Source organism: Maribacter sp. X9 (assembly GCF_048537565.1).
Taxonomy (GTDB): Bacteria; Bacteroidota; Bacteroidia; order Flavobacteriales; family Flavobacteriaceae; genus Maribacter.
In genome coordinates, this window is record NZ_CP183215.1 from 3,740,229 (window position 1) to 3,760,702 (window position 20,474).

At 36.9% G+C, this 20,474-nt stretch carries 18 protein-coding genes; 9 read left to right on the forward strand and 9 right to left on the reverse strand.

All coding sequences use genetic code 11. From position 1 onward, the window contains the following. Nucleotides 1-6: 6 nt before the first annotated feature. The gene (locus ACNR9Q_RS15975; RefSeq protein WP_419212225.1) at nt 7-1,314 is read right to left on the reverse strand and encodes a M20/M25/M40 family metallo-hydrolase; all 1,308 of its coding nucleotides are present in this window, start codon (nt 1,312-1,314) and stop codon (nt 7-9) included. A 167-nt stretch (nt 1,315-1,481) separates the two neighbouring features. Here ACNR9Q_RS15975 and ACNR9Q_RS15980 point away from each other — a divergent pair, with 167 nt between their 5' ends. Continuing rightward, the gene (locus tag ACNR9Q_RS15980) at nt 1,482-2,957 is read left to right on the forward strand and encodes a sodium:solute symporter (RefSeq protein ID WP_419212226.1); all 1,476 of its coding nucleotides are present in this window, start codon (nt 1,482-1,484) and stop codon (nt 2,955-2,957) included. Nucleotides 2,958-2,961: 4 nt separating this feature from the next. On the opposite strand, the gene ACNR9Q_RS15985 is transcribed toward ACNR9Q_RS15980, so the two are convergent. From ACNR9Q_RS15985 to ACNR9Q_RS16000, 4 genes are all read right to left on the reverse strand, one after another. Next, nucleotides 2,962-3,321, reverse strand: a complete 360-nt coding sequence (locus ACNR9Q_RS15985; protein WP_419212227.1) for a CoA-binding protein — start codon at nt 3,319-3,321, stop codon at nt 2,962-2,964. A gap of 399 nt (nt 3,322-3,720) precedes the next feature. Further along, nucleotides 3,721-4,731, reverse strand: a complete 1,011-nt coding sequence (locus ACNR9Q_RS15990) for a 3-oxoacyl-ACP synthase III family protein (protein ID WP_419212228.1) — start codon at nt 4,729-4,731, stop codon at nt 3,721-3,723. A 117-nt stretch (nt 4,732-4,848) separates the two neighbouring features. Next, nucleotides 4,849-6,159, reverse strand: coding sequence for an ABC1 kinase family protein (locus ACNR9Q_RS15995; RefSeq protein WP_419212229.1), 1,311 nt, complete (start codon nt 6,157-6,159; stop codon nt 4,849-4,851). A gap of 16 nt (nt 6,160-6,175) precedes the next feature. Beyond that, the gene (locus tag ACNR9Q_RS16000; protein ID WP_419212230.1) at nt 6,176-6,829 is read right to left on the reverse strand and encodes a TetR family transcriptional regulator C-terminal domain-containing protein; all 654 of its coding nucleotides are present in this window, start codon (nt 6,827-6,829) and stop codon (nt 6,176-6,178) included. Between the two features lie 377 nt (nt 6,830-7,206). Between ACNR9Q_RS16000 and htpG the strand changes: the two genes are divergently transcribed. Then, on the forward strand, nt 7,207-9,096 hold the full coding sequence (gene htpG, locus ACNR9Q_RS16005; RefSeq protein ID WP_419212231.1) for a molecular chaperone HtpG: 1,890 nt from the start codon (nt 7,207-7,209) through the stop codon (nt 9,094-9,096). 75 nt (nt 9,097-9,171) lie between these two features. Here the strand turns inward: htpG and ACNR9Q_RS16010 are convergent, their stop codons facing one another. Further along, the gene (locus ACNR9Q_RS16010) at nt 9,172-9,984 is read right to left on the reverse strand and encodes an inositol oxygenase family protein (RefSeq protein WP_419212232.1); all 813 of its coding nucleotides are present in this window, start codon (nt 9,982-9,984) and stop codon (nt 9,172-9,174) included. A gap of 41 nt (nt 9,985-10,025) precedes the next feature. Beyond that, a complete protein-coding gene (locus ACNR9Q_RS16015) occupies nt 10,026-11,624 on the reverse strand; it encodes a solute:sodium symporter family transporter (protein ID WP_419212233.1) in 1,599 nt (532 codons plus the stop codon). A 96-nt stretch (nt 11,625-11,720) separates the two neighbouring features. Between ACNR9Q_RS16015 and ACNR9Q_RS16020 the strand changes: the two genes are divergently transcribed. From ACNR9Q_RS16020 to ACNR9Q_RS16030, 3 genes are read left to right on the forward strand one after another with little or no spacing between them, the layout of a single operon-like run. Next, nucleotides 11,721-12,356, forward strand: a complete 636-nt coding sequence (locus tag ACNR9Q_RS16020) for an MOSC domain-containing protein (RefSeq protein WP_419212234.1) — start codon at nt 11,721-11,723, stop codon at nt 12,354-12,356. 19 nt (nt 12,357-12,375) lie between these two features. Next, entirely contained in the window at nt 12,376-14,172 is a 1,797-nt protein-coding gene (locus ACNR9Q_RS16025) for a DUF885 domain-containing protein (RefSeq protein ID WP_419212235.1), read from the forward strand. Between the two features lie 48 nt (nt 14,173-14,220). Beyond that, the gene (locus tag ACNR9Q_RS16030; RefSeq protein WP_419212236.1) at nt 14,221-14,580 is read left to right on the forward strand and encodes a hypothetical protein; all 360 of its coding nucleotides are present in this window, start codon (nt 14,221-14,223) and stop codon (nt 14,578-14,580) included. 54 nt (nt 14,581-14,634) lie between these two features. Here ACNR9Q_RS16030 and ACNR9Q_RS16035 read toward each other — a convergent pair whose 3' ends face one another. Then, entirely contained in the window at nt 14,635-15,219 is a 585-nt protein-coding gene (locus ACNR9Q_RS16035) for a hypothetical protein (RefSeq protein ID WP_419212237.1), read from the reverse strand. Nucleotides 15,220-15,436: 217 nt separating this feature from the next. On the opposite strand from ACNR9Q_RS16035, the gene ACNR9Q_RS16040 reads away from it, so the two are divergent. From ACNR9Q_RS16040 to ACNR9Q_RS16050, 3 genes are all read left to right on the forward strand, one after another. Continuing rightward, nucleotides 15,437-16,309, forward strand: a complete 873-nt coding sequence (locus tag ACNR9Q_RS16040; RefSeq protein WP_419212238.1) for an AraC family transcriptional regulator — start codon at nt 15,437-15,439, stop codon at nt 16,307-16,309. Then, on the forward strand, nt 16,309-16,908 hold the full coding sequence (locus ACNR9Q_RS16045; protein WP_419212239.1) for an alpha-ketoglutarate-dependent dioxygenase AlkB family protein: 600 nt from the start codon (nt 16,309-16,311) through the stop codon (nt 16,906-16,908). Before ACNR9Q_RS16040 ends, ACNR9Q_RS16045 begins: the two co-directional genes overlap by 1 nt. A gap of 62 nt (nt 16,909-16,970) precedes the next feature. Next, nucleotides 16,971-17,249 carry a TIGR03643 family protein gene (locus ACNR9Q_RS16050; protein ID WP_419212240.1) on the forward strand — a complete coding sequence of 93 codons (279 nt, stop codon included), beginning with the start codon at nt 16,971-16,973 and terminating at the stop codon, nt 17,247-17,249. A gap of 13 nt (nt 17,250-17,262) precedes the next feature. Here ACNR9Q_RS16050 and ACNR9Q_RS16055 read toward each other — a convergent pair whose 3' ends face one another. Further along, a complete protein-coding gene (locus ACNR9Q_RS16055) occupies nt 17,263-18,036 on the reverse strand; it encodes a S1/P1 nuclease (protein ID WP_419212241.1) in 774 nt (257 codons plus the stop codon). Nucleotides 18,037-18,126: 90 nt separating this feature from the next. Between ACNR9Q_RS16055 and ACNR9Q_RS16060 the strand changes: the two genes are divergently transcribed. Next, nucleotides 18,127-20,388: a transglycosylase domain-containing protein gene (locus ACNR9Q_RS16060; protein ID WP_419212242.1), complete on the forward strand. Its 2,262-nt coding sequence runs from the start codon at nt 18,127-18,129 to the stop codon at nt 20,386-20,388. Nucleotides 20,389-20,474 lie beyond the last annotated feature (86 nt).

The following is a 20,474-nucleotide window of genomic DNA, read 5'->3' on the forward strand; positions in this document are numbered from 1 at the left end:
TTCGCTTCACTTGGAATAACCCGCCTCGGCAACTATCAGCAGTAAGGCCAATTTTATGGCTTCCGCACCGTTCGTATTGAGCCACCATTCATTCAAGGAATGAGCACCGCCGCCTTTACCCCCGCGACCAATCGTTACTGCGGGTATTCCCATGGAAATAGGAATATTGCTATTGGTGGAACCCCTTGTAAGACTTGGTTCATACCCAAACAATTGCGTTGCACCAATAGCTCGTTGTACCAAAGGAGTATCCGAAGTAAGTTCTCCCGATGGTCTATCACCAATTTTGATTAATTCCAGCTCAATTCGATCTTTAATACCAGAACCATTATAAGCATCTAAAGCAGTTTTCATCGATTTTTTAAAGATATTATCAATTTCAACCAATCTTTTTTTATCCACCGCCCGCATATCCACTTCCATCCAAGACTCGAACGGAATGGAATTCACCGAAGTTCCGCCACCAATCCTGCCAATATTAAAGCTTGTCTTGGGTCCCTCATCAGTATATTTTTTAGCATTCTCAGAAAACTCCTTTATAGCATATCCCAAGGCATGATGCGGATTGGCCAAACCAAAAGAACCCCATGAATGACCCCCTTTTCCCGTAAATATAGCCTTATACCTGACCGACCCTAAACCGGCATTATTCACCCGTCCAATTTCTCCACCATCTATAGATATCCAAGCATCAATTTTTGGGGCACCTTGCCTAAAAAGATATTTAACGCCCCTTAAATCCCCCAAACCTTCCTCGCCAACAGATCCCACAAACCAAACATCTGCATTCGTCTTTATATTCTTTTGGTGCATTGTTTTAAAGATGGTCAATAACATGGCCAAACCCCTTGTATCATCCCCAATACCGGGTGCATATAACGTATCTCCCTTTTTTTTAACGGCAACATTGGTCCCCTCTGGAAAAACGGTATCTAAATGCGCATCCAAAGCGATTACTTTATTACCATCCACTCCTTTTCTAACGGCCACTACGTTACCCAACTCATCAATCCAAACGTTATCAGCCCCTGCTTCTTTAAACATTTGCCGATAAGCCGTAGCCCTATTTTTTTCTAAAAATGGTGGAGCTTCTATTTCGTTTAGTTCAATCAGGTTATTATTGGTATATTCCTCTAATAAATCGATATAAGAAAAAGCTTCTTTTATACTTTTTTGCTTCATCAATTTATCAAGTTCCTTTACTACTTTTTTTTCAACGACTAATCCCTCTTGACCATAGGACAAGTTGGTCATCAGCATCATGAGTACTAATCTACCTATAGATTTCCCACTCCATGCATAAACCTGTTTCATAATTTGTGTTTTTAAATTAGAATGGGATAAGGTATCAAAAAATAGGCTATTCAAAAAAGATGAAGAGCTTAAATACTCCTGAAATCATAATTATAATAACCTATGGTTTTCATTCTTTACAATATGCATCCTGTAACTTTTCGTAATTTGGCCGAAAATTCATCTTCATGACCCCTTCGCATATTTTACTATTAATCTCTGGCTATTTCGTATTACTATTGATCATCTCCTATTTCACAGGCAAGAACGACACCAATGAAGATTTTTTTAAGGCGGGCAAACAATCTCCTTGGTATTTAGTTGCTTTCGGAATGGTAGGGGCATCACTATCTGGAGTAACCTTTATATCGGTACCAGGTTGGGTCGATACATCACAGTTCAGCTATATGCAGGTGGTTTTCGGATACTTCTTGGGCTACCTTGTTACCGCTTTCGTACTCTTACCAATTTACTACAAACAAAATGTAACATCAATTTATGAATATCTAGATGAACGGTTCGGTTTTGTAAGTTATAAGGTCGGTGCTATTTCCTTCTTTGTTTCACGAGTACTTGGAGCGGCGTTTCGGTTATTTTTAGTCGCAATTGTTTTACAACAATTTGTATTCGACGCTTGGAACGTACCTTTTGAAATCACCGTAATCCTTTCTATTTTATTGATTTGGATCTATACTTTTAAAGGAGGTATAAAAACCATCGTTTGGACAGACACCTTACAGACCCTATTCATGCTTGTATCCGTTGGATTATCCATCTATTTTATTTTGGATAAGATGGATTGGACGTTTATGGAATTTTTAAATTCCCCCGAATTGAAGCACTACAGCAAAACCATATTTACCGATGACTTTTTCTCTAAAAACCATTTGGTCAAATCCTTTATAGGCGGAATGTTCATTACCATTTGCATGACAGGTTTGGATCAAGATATGATGCAAAAAAACCTCACCTGTAGAAATTTAGGGGAAGCACAAAAAAACATGGTGAGCTTCAGTATAGTTTTAGTTGTCGTCACTTTTGTATTCATGCTTCTCGGGGCACTATTGTTCATTTATGCCGATGCCCATCAAATAGCTTTACCGTTGATGGATGGAGCCCCAAAATCGGACCTGCTATTTCCTGAAATAGCGTTGAATAGTGGATTAGGCATTACCGTTGCGATAACCTTTATGCTCGGGTTGATAGCCGCAGCCTATAGTAGTGCCGATAGTGCCTTGACTTCATTGACAACATCGTTCTGTGTCGATTTTCTGAATACTGAAAAGAAACCCCAAAAGCAAGCGAAAAAAATACGTAGGATCACCCACGTATCGATGAGCTTATTGTTGATTGTTGTGGTTATTTCCTTTAAATATATTTTGGATCGAAATGTGATCGATGGACTTCTTACCGTAGCCTCCTACACCTATGGTCCCTTATTAGGATTATTTTCATTTGGAATATTCACAAAACATAAAGTAAGGGATAACTATGTTTGGATAGTTGCTCTTATCTCTGTTTCCATTATCTTGATCTTAGCCAAGACACCTAGCACCTATATGGGTGGGTATGTATTTGGGTATGAACTATTACCATTGAACGGACTACTTACTTTCATCGGTTTATGGCTCATTCGGAAAAAAGAGCCTGAGGTCGTTAATTAAAAAATCAATACTGACCCGTACTCAAAAGAACCAGGGTACAGGCCACATCAATTTCTATTCCATTGGATTGAAGCATTGAATAGAACTCTGGATTTTCAGTACCGGGATTGAAAATCACCCTTTTAGGTGAGATTTTTATAATATCCTCATAATATTCTTTTTGTCGATTAGGATTAAGGTATAATGTGATGGTGTGAATATCCTTAAATTCATGCAAATTTTTACTGATTTTGACCCCAGAGACTTCCCCTTCTATTAAGCCAAAAGCATTGGTTTCCACACCCGCCGCTACAAGTCGGTTTATAGCTAAATTACTATAACGATTTGGTTTTAAGGAAGCTCCGATAACTAATGTCTTTTTCATAAAAATTAAAGATGTTAAATGTTGATAGAAATTTAACTAATTGTGTAATATTTTGTCTCTTAGTACAGTTATTACTGCAGATTATACAAATTAATATTGTTGGTAACGCTATATGTTTATAGTTAATGGTTAGTGTTTAGTATAGCCTATCAACTTTAGAAGCCCGGCTTCCAATTTATTTTGGAATGTCCGGGCTTCAATTTTATTTATTTTATAAGTTGAATCCGTACTTACTTTAAAAATACGCAAAGCGTTTATAAAACCCTAATACGTAACAATCTTCAAAAAAAGTCGTCTATTAAATTGTATAAGGTTATCCAATACTGGAGATTGGTTGGTTTCTCCTTTTAAGGGTAACAGTATATAGAATCCCATGACCAAAGTTATGGGATTCTTATTTTACCATCTGATAATTACGCTTCCCCAGGTGAAACCACTACCAAATGCAGCTAAGACAACAAGATTGCCATCTTTGACTTTTCCCGCCTCCCAAGCCTCGGTCAAGGCTATAGGAATTGATGCGGCCGTCGTATTACCATAGCTCATGATATTATTGAACACTTGATCATCAGTCAATTGAAATTTCTTCTGAATGAATTGCGATATCCTCAAGTTGGCTTGATGCGGCACTAACAAATCGATATCCGTTGCGTTCAAGTTATTTTTATGTAATCCTTCCATAATCACCTCACTAAAACGAACTACGGCATTTTTGAATACAAATTGCCCGTTCATATAGGGGAAGTAGGATTCATCTTGTGGGTCATTATCCGAAATAATATCGGTCACCCATCTTTTGCCCATACCGGGTGCTATTAATGAAAGTTCTTCGGCATGTTGCCCTTCAGAATGCAAGTGGGTTGAAAGAATCCCTTTTGCGGTATCTTCTTCCCTAGTTAATATTGCCGCCCCTGCACCGTCTCCGAAAATAACGGAAACACTTCTACCCCTCGTTGTCATATCCAAACCGTGGGAATGCAGTTCAGAACCAATAACCAATACATTTTTGTACATGCCGGTTTTTATATATTGGTCCGCCACTGAAATTGCATACACAAAACCCGAACATTGATTACGTACATCTAAAGCACCCACCGTTTTTATTCCCAAATCTCGTTGTACCAAAACCCCAGGACCAGGAAAATAATAATCGGGACTTAACGTCGCAAAAACAATAAAGTCAATATCATCCTTATCTATCCCAGCGCGTTCAATGGCAATTTTAGCCGCCTTTACGCCCATGGTAGTAGTGGTGTCTCCATCACCAGGCACAACATGCCTTCTTTCCTTAATACCGGTACGTTCTTGAATCCAAGCATCATTCGTATCCATTACTTTAGACAAATCTTCATTTGTCACAACATTATCAGGTACATAATGACCAAGACCAATTATTTTAGAATTATACATAATAGTGTTTTAAACCTGACGGATTTCAGGACAAATTAGTAGTGCAATATAAACAAGAAATAATAATCGTTATTGAAAATGTAAAATCGGTTGCTACTATTTAGGTAATTCGTAAAATCAACTTAAATATTGTGCGTAGCTATTCACTCGTATATTGGCCTTAAGGTCATGAAGTAAATTATAAAGACCGAAAAAAGTGCGGTTCATATATAAAAAATGCTTTGAACCCCTGTTGCCGTTCATTTTTCGTATTTGCTTGTCAGATGCATAATGCTCACTTAAATCGGCAATCTTACCCCAGAAAACTTCATCGCCAAAATCAAATTCCTCTTTGTGAAATGGAGATGTGAAAAGACTTAAAAGTTCATGAAAAAGAGATTTAAAAAATATCACCTCATCTGGCGTATCAGTAGAAACCAAAATTTCCAATTCATATAACTTTTTCGTAAAAACATTGTCGTCTGAAATATTTTCTGGTTTGGCCAATTCAAAATAAGGTATGTAGAAAGAATCGGGCACCTCTTTGATACAACCAAAATCTATGGCAATCAACTCCTCCTTATCGTTTACCAAGAAATTACCCGGATGCGGATCTGCATGTACTTTTCGTAAACCATGAATCTGGAACATATAGAAATCCCACAAAGCCTGACCTAACTTGTTTCCTGTTTCTTGAGAAAAATCGGTTTTTGCAAATTCACTTAAATGCTTACCGGTCATCCAGTCCATCGTGATAATACGCTCACTTGATAATTCAGCGTAATACGTTGGAAATTTCATATGGGTAATGACTTTACAAGCTTCGGTAATTTCTTTACTACGGGAAACTTCCAACACATAGTCGGTCTCCTCGATTAACTTATCCTCTACTTCCTTAAAATATTTATCGGAATCTTTTCCTTGAAGGTTGAACATGCGTATGGCGATCGGTCTTACCAAAGCCAAATCACTACTGATACTTTGTGATACCCCAGGGTATTGAATTTTTACGGCAAGTTGCTTACCATTCTTAGTGGCTTTATGCACTTGACCAATACTTGCGGCATTAATAGAATCTTTATCAAAGGTGTCAAAAACCTCTTCGGGATATTTATCCAAGTATTTTTTAAAGGTCTTTCTGACCAAAGGAGCGGACAAAGGCGGAACGGAAAATTGAGATAACGAAAATTTTTCAACATAAGCGTTGGGAAGCAAGTTCTTCTCCATGCTCAGCATTTGGGCAACTTTCAACGCGCTCCCTTTCAAGGATTTTAGTCCATCGTAGATATCAGAAGCATTATCCTCATTCAATTCATCTTTAGTAGTTTCAGAATTAATAAGTTTCTTGCCGAAATATTTTGCGTAATTGCCTCCGATTTTTGCACCGGTACGTACCAATTTACTTGCACGTTCTATTTTTCCTGTTGGTATTTTATCAAGTGTTTTCAAGTAGATTATTTAGATATTAGGCAAAAGTTTCCTTGTAAAGGAATTTTCCAAAATCAATTATATTTTCTAAAGGGGTATTATCGAACAAATCAAAAATTGTATTTACCGACTTTTCAATGGCAACATCTGTTTTTTCAAAAGCTGCGGAATCATCAGATTTCCAAAAGTTCAATAAAAACATAAACTGCAACCAAGCACCTTCCGAAAACAACTGAGGGTTTTGTTTTGTAATCTTTAGATTTTTATTCTCATTACCTGCCACAATCAAATCTTTGGCAAAATCCTTAATATGTTTCCTGAGCCCTTTTAACTGTTCCATATTCTTTAGTGGATTATTGGAGTGCTCCATAACGAAGAGGACATAGCTTCGATTCAAGGTCAATACTTCAAAAAAAGTATAAAAGAAGGTTAGCATTTTATCACGGTTCGCAAAATCTTCATATTCTTTGTTCTTTTTCATTACCGTTAAGGTATTTGTAAAAAAAGAATTCCAAATACCTTTTTGAATAGCGCTAATAGACCCAAAATGAAGATAAAAATCAGACTCTTCTAAGGCATTGATTTTGCAGAATTTATAGACTGTCTTAGGAAGTTGTTCATTTTCCAAAACATAATCCATGTACATTGACACAATAGAGTCCTTTGTGATTTTTTTCGCTTTGGTAGCCATAGTTTCTTGTTTTAATTAAAGTTACAACGCCTTTGGCATCTTGAAAAATGTTTATGGAATATTAGCTTTTATTTAGCAAAAACGTGCTATCTTAAAGAAAGCACGTTTTCAAAACAACCTAACCAATAAATAATCAAAGTGTGATTTATAGTCAAAAATATTTTTCATAGCATTTTTTCCCAATCACAACACAAATATACATTATGTTTAACTTTTTATAATAATTAATAAACAAAAATATATGTTAAACTTTGTTCGATGTATAACTGTCAGTTTGTCATAATAAGTCAGTGTGGTATTTTTTTTGCCTCTTAGCAGTTCAGAACTAATTATAGAAACGGCCATTTGAAAAAAGTGGTTTTAAAAAATAATATAATATGGCAACAGGTAAAATTAATGTGTCGGTAGACAACATTTTTCCATTGATCAAGAAATTCTTGTATAGTGATCATGAAATATTTCTAAGAGAACTAATTTCCAATGCGACAGATGCAACTTTGAAATTGAAGCATTTGACAACCATTGGCGAAGCTAAGGTAGACTATGGGAATCCTATCATTGAAGTGAAGATTGACAAGGAAGGTAAAAAGCTACACATCATTGACCAAGGAATTGGTATGACCGAAGAGGAAGTAAAAAAGTACATCAATGAGGTGGCCTTTTCGGGTGCAGAGGAGTTCTTGAACAAATATGAAGATTCGGCCAAGGATTCAGGAATTATCGGTCACTTTGGACTAGGGTTTTATTCTGCCTTTATGGTGGCAGAAAAGGTTGAAATCATCACCAAAAGTTACAAAGATGAGCCTGCAGTTCATTGGTCATGCGACGGTTCTCCAGAATTCATCATGGAGGAGGCCAAGAAAGAAGAACGTGGTACTGAAATCATTCTTCATATTGCCGAAGATTCAACCGAGTTTTTAGAGAAAAATAAAATCAGTGGCTTATTGAGCAAATACAATAAGTTCATGCCCATTCCAATTAAGTTTGGAACCAAAACAGAAACCCTACCGAAACCTGAAGGCGCAAAAGAAGAGGATAAGGCTCCTACCAAAGAAGTAGACAATATCATCAACAATCCGAACCCGGCTTGGACAAAACAACCAGCAGATTTAAAAGATGACGATTATAAAAGTTTCTACAGAGAACTTTACCCCATGCAATTCGAGGAACCTCTGTTTCATATTCACTTGAACGTAGATTATCCTTTTAACCTAACCGGTATTCTATATTTCCCTAAGTTGACCAATGATTTAAATATACAGAAGGATAAAATTCAGTTGTATCAAAATCAGGTTTTCGTCACCGATAATGTTGAAGGCATTGTTCCTGAATTCTTGACCATGCTACGTGGGGTTATCGACTCTCCTGATATTCCGTTGAACGTTTCACGCTCCTACTTACAGGCCGATGGTGCCGTGAAGAAAATATCTTCGTACATCACCCGAAAAGTGGCGGATAAGTTAAGTTCTCTATTTAAAAATAGCCGTGAAGATTTTGAGGCTAAATGGAACGATATTAAAATCGTCATTGAATACGGCATGCTTTCAGAAGATAAATTCTTTGAAAAGGCCGATAAGTTCGCATTATATCCAACGGTAGATGGCGCTTACTACACATTTGATGAACTCCAGGAAAAAGTAAAAGTTGCGCAAACGGATAAAGATGACAAATTGGTAATTCTTTACGCCTCCGACAAAGAAGCACAGCACAGTTATATTGAAACTGCCAAAGCCAAGGGCTATGAAGTTTTGTTGTTGGACTCTCCCATCATCGGCCATTTAATTCAGAAGTTGGAAAGTTCCAAAGAAAAAATATCCTTTGCACGTGTAGATGCTGACCATATTGACAAATTGATCCAAAAAGAGGATACCCAAATTTCCAAATTATCCGATGAAGAAAAGGAAACCTTAAAAACGGAACTGGAAAAAGTGGTAGGTGAGAAAAGTAGTTATACCGTACAATTGGAAGCTATGGACAGTGATGCATCTCCGTTTACCATTACGGAGCCCGAGTTTATGCGTAGAATGAAAGAAATGCAAAAAACCGGCGGCGGTGGTATGTTCGGCATGGGATCGATGCCTGAAATGTATAACCTTGTCGTTAATACAAATCATGAACTGGTAGCTGAAATTTTGAACACTAAAACTGCGAAGAAAAAAGAGCGATTGATTAATCAATCACTTGATTTGGCAAAACTTTCTAAAGGTTTGCTAAAAGGTAAAGAACTGACCGAGTTCATAAAACGTAGTTACGAAATGGTGAAATAAAATTTTATCAAAATAATTCATAAAAAAACCGCATCGCTAGCGATGCGGTTTTTTTATTTCGAAAATTCACCTACACTACCAATTGATGGGCTCCTTGCCTAAATATTTCTCAGCAATGGGCTGGTAATAATCTAGTACATCTTCCAAATCATATATTTTTTGGCTTTTCGTATACAAGTCATACTTGTTAAAATCACGAATTATCTCTAAATATCTGTTGTCTTTTTCACTTAACAGTTCTTGGTAACTTCCGCCCGTATGCCAAGGATAGAATGAATGGTATCTAATCATCACCATTGCTTCTGCAGGTAACATATTTTGTTTATGATTGTTCAAGACCTGATACAAATATTCATCATGACCCCAAGCCAGATCCACTTGATCTATACCACAGCCTCTTTCATAAATACCTGTTGTGGTATTATATTTTTCATTGTGCATGTCGGGGTTTAACGTGTTGAATTCTGGATAGACACAGGAATCTGGTAATTTACATCCCACTACAAAAACATCTCCTACCATTCCCCATTGTTCAGCTTGGCTGGTACCATCTTCATCGCACCCCCATAGAAACATTACCTTTCCCAAATCATGGATGAGGCCGGTCAATTGCATCCAATCAGGTCTGCCATCTGCCCGTATTGCTTCTGCACTTTGAATGAGGTGTTGTATGTTGGGTAAATCTAGGTCTGGATCGCTAACATCTATAAGGCTGTTCAATTCTCGCATAGCATCCCAAAGATCCATAGGTTTATCAAACGTTAAGTACTTTTTGTGCATTCGCTGTACATAATCTACCGTTTGATTTTTCCTCATTTTACGGTAATGCTCCTTTACTGCCACTGATACATCAGGAGCATCATAGTCTCTAAATATTTTTTCTTCCATAATCCTAAAATTACTATATTAATAGAAATCGACCTAAATTATCATACATTTCCTAATACAAGATACAAAATTACCGTAAACACGATTAAAAATACACTAAAGGCTTTAGCGTATTTCCAAGGTTTCAGATCCAATTTTCCAGAATCGGCCATAATATATTTATCCTCCTTTGAAAAGAAGATGGAAACCAAATGCATGATGGCTATATTGAGTACAAATTCTATTCCCCAAATATGTACAAAATGAAGATTGACCTCAAATACAAAATTCATGGTGACATAGAACAATAGGCCGAACAACAATCCTATTTTAGCCCCTGTGGCCGTTACCCGCGGAAATATAAACCCGGCAATAATGACACTCGCTATCGGAATAAAAAAGATTCCGTTCAATTCTTGTAACAACTGATATAGTCCCTTGGGAGCGTTAGCTACAAAAGGAGCTATTGAAACAGCAAAAACCGCAAGAATCGCCGAGGTCACCTTACCGATCCTCACCAAGCCGATCTCACTTATGTTCTTGTTGATATATCGCTTAAAAATACCCAAACTAAAAACGGTGGCCGCACTGTTCAAAGCACTATTAAAAGTGCTTAATATAGCTCCCATCATTACGGCAACGAAAAAACCGGTCAACCAAATCGGCATGACTTTTTTTACCAATAATGGATATATACTATCTTGTTCACCGTAATAGGTTTCTCCAAAATAATAGAATGCGATAAGACCGGGAAGCACTATAATCAATGGCACCAGAATCTTTAACAGGCCCGTAAACAACAACCCTTTCTGCGCTTCCTTTAAATTAACGGCCCCAAGTACACGCTGAATAATGGATTGATGCATGGTCCAGAAATAAATTTGGTTGACCATTAATCCTGTAAACAAAACCTCAAAAGGCAATATTGCGGATCTAGACCCTTCGCCCACCCCAGATTCATTACTTATGACATTGAATTTATCTGGACTATTTTCAAAAACAAGTTGCAGACCTTCCAAAACATTACCCTCGCCAATACTTAATAATGCTAAGATCGGCACCAACAAACCAGCTACTAAAAGTCCGAAACCATTGATAGTATCCGTATAAGCGACCATTTTTAGTCCGCCGAATATGGCATAAATCGCTCCCAATGTCCCTACTATTAATATCGTTATGAAAATTCCTTGTTCTTGACTTACCTCTAGTAATTCAGAGATTTCAAAAATTGCCTCAATGTTAAGCGCCCCCGTATAAAGAACGATAGGTAATAATGTAGCCACAAAAGAAATAATCAATAACAAGGCGACCAAGGTTCGGGTCAATCCATCAAAACGTTTCTCTAAATATTCGGGAATTGTGGTCAATCCCATTTTTAAATATTTGGGTGCGAAATATAGTGCTCCTATAACCAAAGCCAGTGCCGAAGTAACTTCCCATGCGATAATTATAGCTCCATTTTTATAGGCAGAGCCGTTCATACCCACAAGATGTTCCGTAGAAATATTGGTCAATAAAAGGGATCCGGCGATTATAATTCCGGTTAGGGATCTTCCTCCTAGAAAATAACCATCTTGTGTATCTAGCTTATCGCGACGCAGTTTCCAAGTCGCATAAAAAGCCACAAAAGCTGTAAAAAGAATGAAAGTAAAAAGTGCCATTATCCGTAAAAGTAAAAAAATACTTGTAGTGTCCTAATTATTTATTTGTTCGTCTCGAGAATAAATAATTGCAACAATCTTTAGTATATTTAAATTATGAAGGTGATTTCTACGAATATTGGTGAACCCGTAACTTTTGAATGGAACGGGAAAAAAGAACAAACCGGTATCTTTAAATACCCCAAAGATGAAGGACTTTTTCTGGGGAAAATTGAAGTAAAGGATGATACGGTTATAGACCGGGTTCACCACGCCGGAATTAATAAGGCTTGCTATCTGTTTTCCTCGGATTACTATGATTACTGGAAAAAAGTATATCCCCAACTAGAATGGCACTGGGGAATGTTCGGTGAAAACTTGACCATTTCAGGTTTAGATGAATCAGAAATACGGGTGGGCGATATCTATAAAATCGGAAATGCTCTGGTTCAAGTCTCACAACCTCGCGAACCTTGTTATAAATTGGGAATACGCTTTGGCAATCAAAAAATACTAAAGGAATTTATCGCTCATAATCATCCGGGCACTTATGTCAAAATTCTTGAAGAAGACCATGTAAAAGCAGGAGATAACGTCGTAATAGTCGAAAAATCCGAAAATCCGTTAACAGTTCAGCAATTTTATACACTTTTGTACGCTAAAGAAAAGTCAAAAGAACTTCTTCAACTTTTTATGGCCAATGAATCTGTTCCACAATATAAAAAAGACAGGTTCAAAAAGCACTTATCCTAATTACAAACAAAAAATCTTAATGAAAAAGATAGTACTATTATGTGCCCTAATTTCAGGGTTTGGGAGCAAAGCACAAACAGATGAACCGAATAAAATGATAGCGAATCCAACCATAATCAATATCGGATTTAATTCATTATTAATGAGTTATTACGAGGATGGTTTGAAATTGAATCCCTTAACAGCTACTTCACAGGGTGATGACCGCTACAATGATACCTTGCCAAACTTTCTATCGGATGCCTATAGAGAAAAACTAAAAAATTATTACACCAATTATTTGGCAAAATCAAAAAAGTTTGAAACTGCCAAACTTTCGCAAAGCGAGCATATGTCAAATGCTATCTTAAAGTGGGAATGCGAAATAAACTTAGAGGGTCTATCTTTTGAAAATTATACTCCTATAGACCAAATGTGGTCCATGAACCTTATGATCGGCCAGTTAGCAGGGGCCAGTAGTTCCCAACCTTTTAAAACCGTAGAAGATTATGACAACTGGGCAGACCGATTGGAAGATTATGTAGTTTGGTTAAAATCGGCCAAAGTAAAAATGGAAGAGGGCATAGAAGTGAAAAATGTACTCCCAAAATCTTTGATTAGAAAAGTATTGCCCCAATTGGCAAGCGTAGCCAATACCGATGTGAATTCAAATCTTTTCTACAGCCCTATTCAAAAACTACCTAGTGATTTTTCGCAAGATGAGAAGATGCGCATAACCGCAAATTATACCTCTTTGATTACCAATTCGATCATACCCGCCTATAAGGAACTCTATGATTTTATGGCCGATGAATATTTAAATGCTGGTCGTGAAACTAGTGGCATACAGGGAATACCTAATGGTGACGCTTATTATGCCCATCAAATAAAATTGTATACTACAACGACGATGTCGGCGAACGAAATCCACGAAATAGGGTTGAAAGAGGTGGCGAGAATACGTACTGAAATGGAAAAGGTTAAAAATGAAGTTGGTTTTAAGGGTGATTTAAAGGCTTTTTTTAATGAGGTACGCACCAAAAAAGAGCTCATGCCCTTTACCGAACCTCAACAAGTTATTGATCATTTCAATAAAATCCATAAAAAGATGATGCCGCAACTAGGCCGCCTTTTTAGCAATCAACCGAAAACCCCTTTTGAAGTTAGACGGACGGAATCTTTTAGAGAGGCATCTGCCAGTGCCGAATACAATCCTGGATCTTTAGATGGTACCAGACCAGGCATTTTTTACGTACCCATTCCAGATGTTACTTCATACAATATTTACTCCGATCAAGATTTATTCTTGCATGAAGCTATTCCCGGACATCATTTCCAAATATCGCTGACCCAAGAAAATGAAAATCTTCCACAATTTAGAAAAACCTTGTGGTATAGTGCCTATGGTGAAGGGTGGGCCCTGTATACGGAATCATTAGGAAAAGAATTAGGACTTTACGAAGACCCGTATCAATATTTTGGTATGCTTGGGGCAGAAATACATAGGGCCATTCGATTGGTTGTAGATACTGGTTTACATTCAAAAGGTTGGACACGGGAACAGGCCATTCAATATTCCTTGGATAACGAAGCGGAATCTGAAGCCAGCATTACGTCAGAAATCGAACGTTATATGGCCAACCCAGGGCAGGCATTATCGTATAAGATAGGCCAACTTAAGATTCTTGAATTACGCGCAAAAGCCGAGGCTAAGTTGGGAAACGATTTTGATATAAAATTATTCCATGAAAAAATCCTTGAAACCGGCTGTGTTCCAATATCCATTTTGGAGGATAAAATATTGGAATGGATTAATGATATAGACGCCAAATATTAATTAAGAGTACCTAGAAAAGGTCTTCAGATAAACTAACTTTTAATATTTATGAACTATCCCTGGCATCTTTATCTAATGGCAGTAATTTATATTTTTGCTGGTTCTATGCATTTTATAAAACCAAAGATGTATTTGAGAATTATGCCAAGATACCTTCCCTTTCATAAACCACTGGTTCTATTAAGCGGTTTTATTGAAATCATTTTAGGAATCGGTCTATTTTTCAGCTCCACTAAAAACATATCCATTTATGGTATTATAATGATGCTAGCGGTTTTTCTTCTTGTTCATTTTTACATGTTATCAAGTGAAAAGGCAGGAGCGGGTTTGTCGAAGTGGGTCCTGGTATTAAGATTGCCCGTTCAATTTGTACTTATGTTCTGGGCGTATTCGTATTTAAAAATTTAAAATGAAAAAAGGGGACGCTCCCGTCCCCTTTTAATGAAATCAACTTAAATCAACTTAATTAACAACAAACTCTTCTGTGTATGTTTTACCGGCCGACTTAACAACTACTGTGTAAGTACCAGCAAAAGCATCTGTAAAATTGAATGCTTTTTCTACAATCATTTCATCTGATACTTCTTGAGCGAACACAGTTCTACTTTCTGCATCGTATATTTTAATTGACAATTTTGACTTGTCCAAGTTTAAATAGTTCATAAGAACCATATTCTTGGTCTTTCTAAAGAAAGGCTTAACATCTTCGTCCGCTTCAACAATTTTTACTTTCTTGTTTTCAAGAACGATAGTATAAGAATAGTTTTTAAGGTTATCATCAGCTGATAAATAATATTTACCATCTGCCAAATCTTTAAGGTTCAATTTTTTGCTAAAACGTCCTTCAGACATTTTTTCAGAATATATAATATTAAGGTCTGCATCCATTAACTTTACCTGTACGCCTTTAGCGGACGCATCCATGGTCAAAACCACACTTTGGGCTTTACCTGCGGTCAATACGTTAACTTTGGGCTCTCTTGCCATGCCAACTACTGTAGCGAACATGAAGGCAATAACTGTGGCGAATTTTACAATGTTTTTCATAATAAATTATTTTTAAGGGTTAACTATAATTTACACTACAAACATACACTCGTTATTCAACGCTCACTACATCATTATTTTCCAGTTTATGTTCTATTTTAACCAATGTAAGTACCATTTTTAGACAACATGTTAATATTACATAGATTTTGGTTAAATTTGCAAAGAATAGCCTAGTAAAGGTTAATTAATTTTATACTAGCAAACATAAATTAGCATGGTAAAACAGAAACCTACTTTCGAATCCATTGAGCCTGATTTTGGACATTCCTTTACTTATCAAAAATTTGACGAGAACAGGATAAATAAAAATAACGTTTGGCATTTTCATCCCGAATTGGAATTAGTCTACGTAAATGGTGGCGCGGGTAAGCGTCAGATAGGCAGTCATGTATCGTATTACACTAATGGCGACCTTATACTTATAGGAAGTAATCTACCTCACTGCGGTTTTACCGATGCCCTTACCGGAAATACCAGTGAAACGGTCATACAAATGAAAACCGATTTTCTTGGGACAGATTTCTTTAAGATTCCTGAAATGAAGAAAATTGAAAGTCTATTTAATGTTGCCAGTGGAGGAATTGCTTTTTCTGGAAAGACAAAACGTAAAATAGGTGACAAAATGGAAGTATTGGAATATCAGACCGATTTCCAACGCCTGTTATCCATTCTTAATATATTAAATGAACTGGGCAATTCGGAAGATATGCGTATGCTCAACGCAAAAGGATTTTCTTTCGCTACCGATGTTAAGGATAATGACCGAATCAATATTGTCTTCAATCATGTAAAGAATAATTTCAGGGAAGAAATTACCCTTGAAGAAATATCGGCTATGGTGAGTATGACCATACCCTCGTTCTGTAGATACTTCAAAAAAATCACCAATAAAACCTTTGTTCAGTTCGTAAACGAGTATCGATTGGTACATGCATCTAAATTGTTGGCAGAGAAACCGATGAGCATTACCGAAGTTTGCTTTGAATGTGGATTCAATAACTTTTCGCATTTCAATAAATCGTTTAAGGCCTTTACGGGACAAAATCCATCAGAATATAGAAATGAATTAAAAACGGTATTGGTTTAATGCCCGACCTTTTTAATCGAGGAAGACGATTGGCACTTCAAGATTCGGAGATAATATACTATCCGAACTTTATTGCTGTTCCAGAGGCCAATGCCTACTTTAAAGCGTTACTCGAGAGAACACCGTGGCAACAGGATTATATTACCCTTTTCGGAAAAACCCATCCGCAACCACGACTTACTGCGTTGTATGCGGACAATGGTAAACCTTATTCCTATTCGTATATTACGATGCAACCAATAGTTTTCACTAAAGAGCTACTAGAAATAAAAAATCTAGTGGAAGAAATAGCAAAAGTGGAATTCACTACATGTCTTTTAAATAGATATCGAAACGGAAAAGACAGCAATGGTTGGCATGCCGACAACGAAAGGGAGTTGGGAGATAATCCTGTAATAGCTTCGGTAAGTTTAGGAGCCGAACGTTATTTTCATTTGAAACATAATTCTATACCCAATCTTAAACATAAACTACTTTTACAACATGGCAGTCTTTTGCTCATGAGCGGTGAGACCCAGCACTTCTGGAAACACCAATTGGCCAAAACCGCTAAAGAGATAGGCGAACGTATCAATCTAACATTCAGGATTATTAAATAATACTTAAAGTGGTATTTTACATTTATGTATATATTATAAGGTATACGTATATTTATAGTGCTATGGAAAAAGAATTTACAGAACGGGAATTAGATCGTATAATAGAAATGGCTTGGGAAGATAGAACCCCATTTGATGCCATTACTTTTCAATTCGGAATCTCTGAACAGGAAACCATTGAAATAATGCGCCGAGAAATGAAACCAAGTAGTTTTAGAATGTGGCGTAAAAGAGTTCAGGGCAGGGCCACCAAACATGCCAAACTTAGAACGGTTGGAATCGACCGTTTTAAATGTACCCGTCAAAAACAAATTACGGGCAATAAAATATCAAAAAGATAACCTGACAAAAATCTTATTGAAAGACTTCGTTAAGAACCTTTGCCAGTCGTATTCCGCCTTTTTGTAGCTGACTGTCAACGGTATCCCACCAATCATAACTATATCTATAACCGAGTTTCTCACCAACTTCAACAGAATCATATATCTTATTTGCCAGTAGATGTGATTCTTCGACCCAATCCAATAAAGTTCCGCTTTGCAGATAGTTCACTTGTTGTTTGGATAGGTCAGGAACCTCAGATGCCAATTCCGTAAAACTCATTCCGTTATCATTGATCATATTAGAATCCCAAAGCCTATGCAAATTGGTTCCTTCACCGAACCATTGTAACTGTATATCGTTTCCTCCTTTATCCTCTAGTCTACCAACGTGCATGGGTTGATGCAGGTCACCAATAAGATGTATCAATAATTTCAAATAAAATACCTTATCTGACCTACTACTGTGTTCATCTTTAATAATAGATAAGCACTTATTGACTCCCTGTATGAGATCACCAGATGCATTGGGCTCGATTTCTGCATACGTCTTGCCAAAAGGAATATTCACATAATGCCAGGCACTAAATTTGCTATAGGCACGGTCAGCCTTTATTTCATCCCCAAAATTTGCGACTGCCGCTAAGCTTTTTCCATCCAACAAATTTTCAATTGCGCGCTTTGCTTTTCTGCTGAGATATTGCTCGGCTACTTCTCCCACCACCCTATGTCCGGTTTTAGACCAAACTATATCATTTGCAAAAGCTAAGTTCGATACCAAAAACAACAAAACAAGAATATTCTTCATCATCAAAATTTTGCTCCAAAAATAGGATTTCAAATTTTAAGGTATTGTTAAAACTTCGGTAAGGTTAAATTTATGTTAGAACTTGCGGCTATGAACAAAAAGCTATCTTATCTGTTACAACATAAATCGAAAATTCTTAAGATTATCGGATTTGGTATTCTTGGCATATGCGCATTATTTCTTCTTTTTATAGGAAGTGTTCAAGTGGGAGTTTGGGGCAAAATTCCATCCAAAAAAGAACTTTCCAATTTTCAATATCAAATTGCATCCGAAGTATTTACGGCCGATAGTGTTTTAATTGGCAAATATTATTTGTATGATCGTCAACCCATTTTATATGAAGAGTTTCCCGAGCATTTAAAACAAGCTTTGATTTCCATAGAAGACGAACGGTTTTATGAGCATTCTGGCATTGATTTTAAAAGTCTTATGCGTGTAGGTCTTAAAACCATACTCATGGGTGATGACGCTTCAGGTGGCGGAAGTACCATTACCCAACAATTGGCCAAAAACCTATATCCAAGAAAAGAGCGAAAAAAAACGAATCTTGTGGTCGATAAGATAAAGGAAATGATTATCGCTAAGCGGCTCGAAAGTGTTTTTACCAAAGATGAAGTATTGACGAATTACCTTAATACAGTATCATTTGGTGATAATACCTTCGGAATAGAAAGTGCTTCCTTAAAATTTTATAATTCCCGTACTGAAAACTTAAGTATTACTCAAGCCGCCACTTTAGTGGGTATGTTAAAAGCTACTTACGGGTATAATCCTAGGTTATTTCCAGAAAGAAGTCTTAACAGAAGAAATTTAGTAATCAGCGCCATGAACGCCAACGGATTTTTATCTGAAGAAGAAAAAAATGAACTGAGCAAGGAAGAATTAAACTTGGATTATAGGGATTTCGATTATAATGCCGGTATCGCACCTTATTTTAGGGAAGAGGTAAGAAAAGAAATGTTACGTTGGATAAAAGATCAAAATGAGAACGGAACGGATTACAACGTTTATACTTCCGGTCTAAAAATATACACTTCCTTAAATTTTAAAATGCAACAATTGGCAGAAAACGCCATGGTTGATCACATGACAAAATTACAAGGGGATTTTGAAAAAAGTTACGGTAAAAATGCACCATGGATCAAGGATGAAAAATTACTTGAAAAAATTGCCAGAAGAACTGGATCTTATAAGAAATTTCAAAAAAGGGGTCTGTCGCATGAGCAAATCATAGATAGTTTATCCAACGATAAAATAGAACGCACTTTTAGTACTTGGAAAGGTGAAGAAAAACGTATGGCAAGTACCATGGATAGTATTCAGCACTATACTAAATTCTTAAATACAGGTTCTTTGGCAGTCGATCCCACCAATGGAGATATTCTCGTGTGGATCGGTGGCGTTAATTTTGAACATTATAAATACGACCATATTTCACAAAGTAAGCGTCAAGTGGGCTCAACTTTTAAACCAATCGTGTATACTACCGCTTTAGATCAAGGTATTACACCATGTACCTACTTCTCGGCCCAAGAAGTAGAATACGAAAACTTAAAAGGATGGTCGCCCGGTAACTCTGGCGATAAAGATGAGGCTTACCTAAATTATTCAATGGAAGAAGGACTTAGTAACTCCGTTAACACCGTTGCCGTAAAAGTTTTGGAAAAAGCGGGTACAGGCAATGTGCTAGAAATGGCGAAAGCGATGGGAATACCCGAAAAACTTCCTAATGAACCTTCCATCGCTTTAGGTACGGGGGAAATTAAAATTTTAGATTTGGCGCAAGCCTATACCAGTTATGTAAACAATGGCAAGCATATAAAACCCATTTTAATTAAAAAAATCACCGATCAAAAAGATTCCGTTTTGGCGGAGTTTAAATCAGAGTTAAGTGAACGACCGGCATTTTCAAATGAAACCGGTCAGACGATGATCGAAATGATGAAATCTACAGTGAACTCTGGAACTGCATCAAGATTACGCAGTACCTACGGACTCGAAAATGATTTGGCAGGTAAAACCGGAACCACCCAAAATAATAAAGATGCTTGGTTTGTCGCCCTTATGCCAAGTTTGGTTCATATTACTTGGGTAGGCTTAGATCAACATGAAATTGGTTTTAGCTCTACCAGTCTAGGACAAGGCGCCAATGCCGCTCTTCCCCTATTTGGCCTATGGATGCAGCAATTGAACAAGGATAAGGAGTTTGATCCGCTCACGAAAGCATCATTTCCCAAACCCTCATCAGCCGTTCGGGAAGCCTTGGATTGTGACCCCGTAAAAAGGGACGGATTCTTTAAACGTCTCTTTAAGAACCCGAATAAGAAAAAGACCAAAAAATTCGATGGATAATCCCCTTTTCGTTTTTCCACCAAAAGATATTTACTTTTTTTTAAAATTAATTTGATATATTTATGATATCATTTTAATATCAAAAA